Below are 3,656 nucleotides of genomic sequence, written 5' to 3'. Positions count from 1 at the left end.
CATGGATTGACTGACACACCGCATTCGCGAGCAAGCCCGCTCCCACATTTGGTTTGTGGTGTGGCTTAGATCGCAGCCAGGGTTTCTTTCACCGTCTGCGCCTGCGGGTCAGCCGTCTTCGCCGCTACCTGCTGCGCCTGCTGCTCCTTCAGGCGTTCTGCAACTTCCTTGGAAATAGCATCCTGCTTGTCCTGAGGCATGTTTTTCACATCGTCCTCGGTCAAACCCTGTTCCTTGAGCAGTTGCTCGCGGATGCGCTCAGCCGGGCTTTTTTTCATGTAGTCGGTGAAGTCACTGCGGGCGGACGTGGTGGAGTCAGTCTTGGCCGTATCGGTGGTCGAGGCGGTTGCGGTGGTGGCTTGCAACTGCACACGGGTCTTGGCGAAGGCGGCATTGATATTGTCGGCAGTGGCGTCGGCCGCTGCCTGTGTGGTCGATACAGTGGTAGTGCCCTGTTGCACGTTTTGCGCAGCACCGCTGTACAGCGCGCTGGCCGCGGCGTTGGCCGGGTCCATGTCTGCGCGCTTGATGCGTTGGATCGTCGACTGAGCCTGGGGGTTGTTGTTGATCAGCATGATCAGGACACCTGTGGATGTTGGCGGTGCCACAGGTGGAGCAATTAGCGTGCCCAGTGGTATGGCCCCGTGTTACGGGGCTTTGGGCCGCTACCGTCGGCAAGCGTTGGCGTGCCGCCGGCCATTGTTTGCCGCTAGTGGGCAATGTTCTCCAGCGCCAGGTTGCGGGTGCGCGGGCCGAACCAACTGATGGTGATCATCACGATCAACATGCTGCTGGCGATAAAAGCCAACACGCCGGGCGTGCCGAGGTGTTCGAGGATCACGCCGATCAACAGGCTGCTGAACACCGTCGACAACCGGCTGAACGAATAGCAGAAACCCACCGCCCGGGCGCGGATGTTGGTGGGGAACAGTTCGCTCTGGTAGGAGTGATAACTGAAACTCAGCCAGGCGTTGCAGAAGGTGATCATCACCCCGCAGATCACCAGGCCCACGGCGGTGGTTTGCAGCGCGAACAAACTGCCGAAGATCACCGCGCCGAGCGCCGAGCCGACAATCTGCCATTTGTTCTCAAACCGGTTCGCCACCTTCACAAACAGCAGCGGCCCCAACGGGTAGGCGAGGGTGATGATGAAGGCATAGCCCAGGCTGTGAGTGACGCTCACGCCCTGGCCCGAGAGCAGCGCCGGCAGCCAGTTGCCGAAGCCAAAAAAACCGATGGCCTGGAACACATGAAACACAATCAGCATCAACGCCCGGCGCCGGTACGGCGGTTGCCAGATATCGGCGAAGCGCCCTTGGCCCTGCACGCTGACGGCTTGCGGTTCCGGCTCATCGAGTGGCTTGCCGTGGTCTTTTCGGCAGCGCGCTTCGAGGCTGTTCATGATCTGCCCGGCTTCCTCGAAACGGCCTTTTTGTGCGAGCCAGCGCGGCGATTCCGGCAGGCGCTTGCGCAGTTGCCAGATAAACAGCGCAAATACCGCACTGCTCACCACTACCCAGCGCCAGCCGGAAATCCCGAACGGTGCCTGGGGTACCAGCCACCACGACATCAACGCCACCGCCGGCACCGACAGGAACTGGATGAAAAACGCAAAGGCAAACGCCGAGCTGCGCATGCGCTTGGGCACCAGTTCCGAGAGGTAGGCGTCGATGGTCACCAGTTCGATGCCCAGGCCGATGCCCACCAGGAAGCGCATGCAGATGATGCCCAGGGCGGAGGTCTGGATACCCATCAACACGGTGGCGACGGTGTACCAGATCAACGCAAAGGTGAAGATCGCCCGGCGCCCGTAGCGGTCGGCAATCGGGCTGAGCAGGCTGGCGCCGAGGAACAGGCCGAGAAAGGTCGCCGAGGCAAAGGCCGCCTGGTCGGAGAAGCCGAATACGCCCTGGCTGCCGGTGTGGAAAATTCCGTCACTGATCAGGCCGGGGCTGATATAGGCAGTCTGGAACAAGTCATACAGCTCGAAAAAGCCGCCAATCGACAGCAGCGCCACCAGGCGCCAGACAGTGGCGACGGCGGGCAACCGATCAATGCGCGCGCTGATGTGCGCGGCGCGGATCGGGTCGATACCGTCTGCAAGAGAGGGTGAAGACATGGGCAGAAGACTCAGTAAGTGATCGGGATCTCGAATTCCTGGAACGCATCATCCACCGGTTGGTAACCCAGCACACGGGTTGTTTCGCTGAGGTCCAGGCGTTTGAAACGGTTATTGGAAATGCCATGGGCGATCAGGTGTTTCACCCCGATGGTTTCCACCGAGCGTTGTAGCAGTTGCACGGCGTCGCGGGGGCTGAGCCAGGCGCTGAGGTCGCGGGCGTTGTTCAGGTCGTGGGTTTCGGGGAATTCAAACGCACCGATGCGCAGGGCGATGGTGGAGAGCGGGGTTTTGGCCGCGTAAAAACCGCACAGGGCTTCGCCGTAGCATTTGCTCACGCCGTATAGGTTGGCGGGCAGTACCGGCATGCCCGGCGTGATCTGCCGGTCTACCGGGTAGCCTTCGATGGTCTGGGCACTGCTGGCGAACACCAGGCGCTTCACACCTGCGGCCACGGCGGCTTCGAACAGGTAAGTGGTGGCCAGGATATTGTTGGGCAACAACTCGTCGAAGGTCGCGCTGGCGTGGGGGATGCCCGACAGGTGCACGATCACGTCAATCCCGTCGAGCAGGGCGGCGAGGGCGGTTTTGTCGCTCAGGTCGGCGTGGATGAAACGGTGCTCGCCGAGGGCGAAATCCGGCTCGATGCGGTCGGTGAGGGTGAAGCGGTAGCGGTCTTTCGACGCTTGGAAAAACGTCTTGCCGATGCGGCCGCAGGCGCCGGTGAGTAGTACGTTGAGTCCGTTCATTGGGTAGTCCTTGTTTTTAGTTGTGGCCGTCGAGGGCGAAGGTTTTGAAGCCGGGGCGTTGGCTGAGGGTTTCGTAGTAGGCGCTGACCGCCGGGTAGGACGGATGCTCCATGGGCGTCATCCACCAGCGGTGCACCGACAGGCCGATGAGGATGTCGGCCAATGTGAAGTCTTTACCGGCGACGTAGGCACCGGTTTTGATCAGTTGTTCTTCGAGCAGGCCCATCTTGTCGTTCCAGCTTTTTACCCCGGCTTTGACGCGCTGCGGGTCCTGGTAGTCCGGGTTCTTGCGTACCAGAGCGTGGAAGGCGTAGCCCCACGACGGGTTGAGCTCGGTGGCTTGCCAGTCCATCCATTGCTCGACCCTCGCACGGGCGACCGGCTCGGTGGGCAACAGGTCGTGGCGTTGGTGCAGGCCCACGAGGTAGCGGCAGATGGTGTTGGATTCCCACAGTACGCCGTTGTCGTCGATGATCACCGGGACTTGGGCGTTGGGGTTCAGGGCCAGGAATTCGGGGGACTGGGTGGAGGCGAAGCCGATGCCCCAGTCTTCGCGGTCGTAGGGGATATCCAGTTCCTGGCAGGTCCACAGGACTTTTCGCACGTTGATGGAAGAAGTGCGACCGAGGATTTTCAGCAAATGGCCCATGGTGCTTTCCTGACGAGGGTGAGAAGGCAGGGGGCAATTTAGCAGGGGCCAGAAGGCACGGCGAGGTTGTTAAGTGGGCAGGATCAAAAATGTGGGAGCGGGCTTGCTCGCGAATGCGGTGTATCAGTGATGGAAAGCT

Annotated in this window: 4 protein-coding genes; all 4 read right to left on the bottom strand. The window is 61.2% G+C overall.

From position 1 onward, the window contains the following. Positions 1 to 65: 65 nt before the first annotated feature. On the bottom strand, positions 66 to 575 hold the full coding sequence (locus ACW9I6_RS31435) for a hypothetical protein (protein ID WP_003213081.1): 510 nt from the start codon (positions 573 to 575) through the stop codon (positions 66 to 68). Positions 576 to 709: 134 nt separating this feature from the next. Further along, on the bottom strand, positions 710 to 2,119 hold the full coding sequence (locus tag ACW9I6_RS31430) for an MFS transporter (RefSeq protein ID WP_457340206.1): 1,410 nt from the start codon (positions 2,117 to 2,119) through the stop codon (positions 710 to 712). Positions 2,120 to 2,130: 11 nt separating this feature from the next. Continuing rightward, positions 2,131 to 2,868: an NAD-dependent epimerase/dehydratase family protein gene (locus ACW9I6_RS31425; protein WP_087693166.1), complete on the bottom strand. Its 738-nt coding sequence runs from the start codon at positions 2,866 to 2,868 to the stop codon at positions 2,131 to 2,133. Positions 2,869 to 2,884: 16 nt separating this feature from the next. Continuing rightward, positions 2,885 to 3,517 (bottom strand): glutathione S-transferase family protein, encoded by a 633-nt coding sequence (locus ACW9I6_RS31420; RefSeq protein ID WP_457340205.1) that lies wholly within the window; start codon positions 3,515 to 3,517, stop codon positions 2,885 to 2,887. Positions 3,518 to 3,656: the final 139 nt, after the last annotated feature.

The organism is Pseudomonas sp. SDO5522_S412 (assembly GCF_054071215.1).
The sequence above is the reverse complement of the archived record's forward strand: the minus strand, read 5'-3'. Positions and strand labels throughout refer to the sequence as shown.

What these genes read in the sequence shown, in the direction of transcription:
- ACW9I6_RS31435 (WP_003213081.1), bottom strand. Translation starts at nt 575, where the DNA reads ATGCTGATCAACAACAACCCCCAGGCTCAGTCGACGATCCAACGCATC.
- ACW9I6_RS31425 (WP_087693166.1), bottom strand. Translation starts at nt 2,868, where the DNA reads ATGAACGGACTCAACGTACTACTCACCGGCGCCTGCGGCCGCATCGGC.
- ACW9I6_RS31420 (WP_457340205.1), bottom strand. Translation starts at nt 3,517, where the DNA reads ATGGGCCATTTGCTGAAAATCCTCGGTCGCACTTCTTCCATCAACGTG.
- ACW9I6_RS31430 (WP_457340206.1), bottom strand. Translation starts at nt 2,119, where the DNA reads ATGTCTTCACCCTCTCTTGCAGACGGTATCGACCCGATCCGCGCCGCG.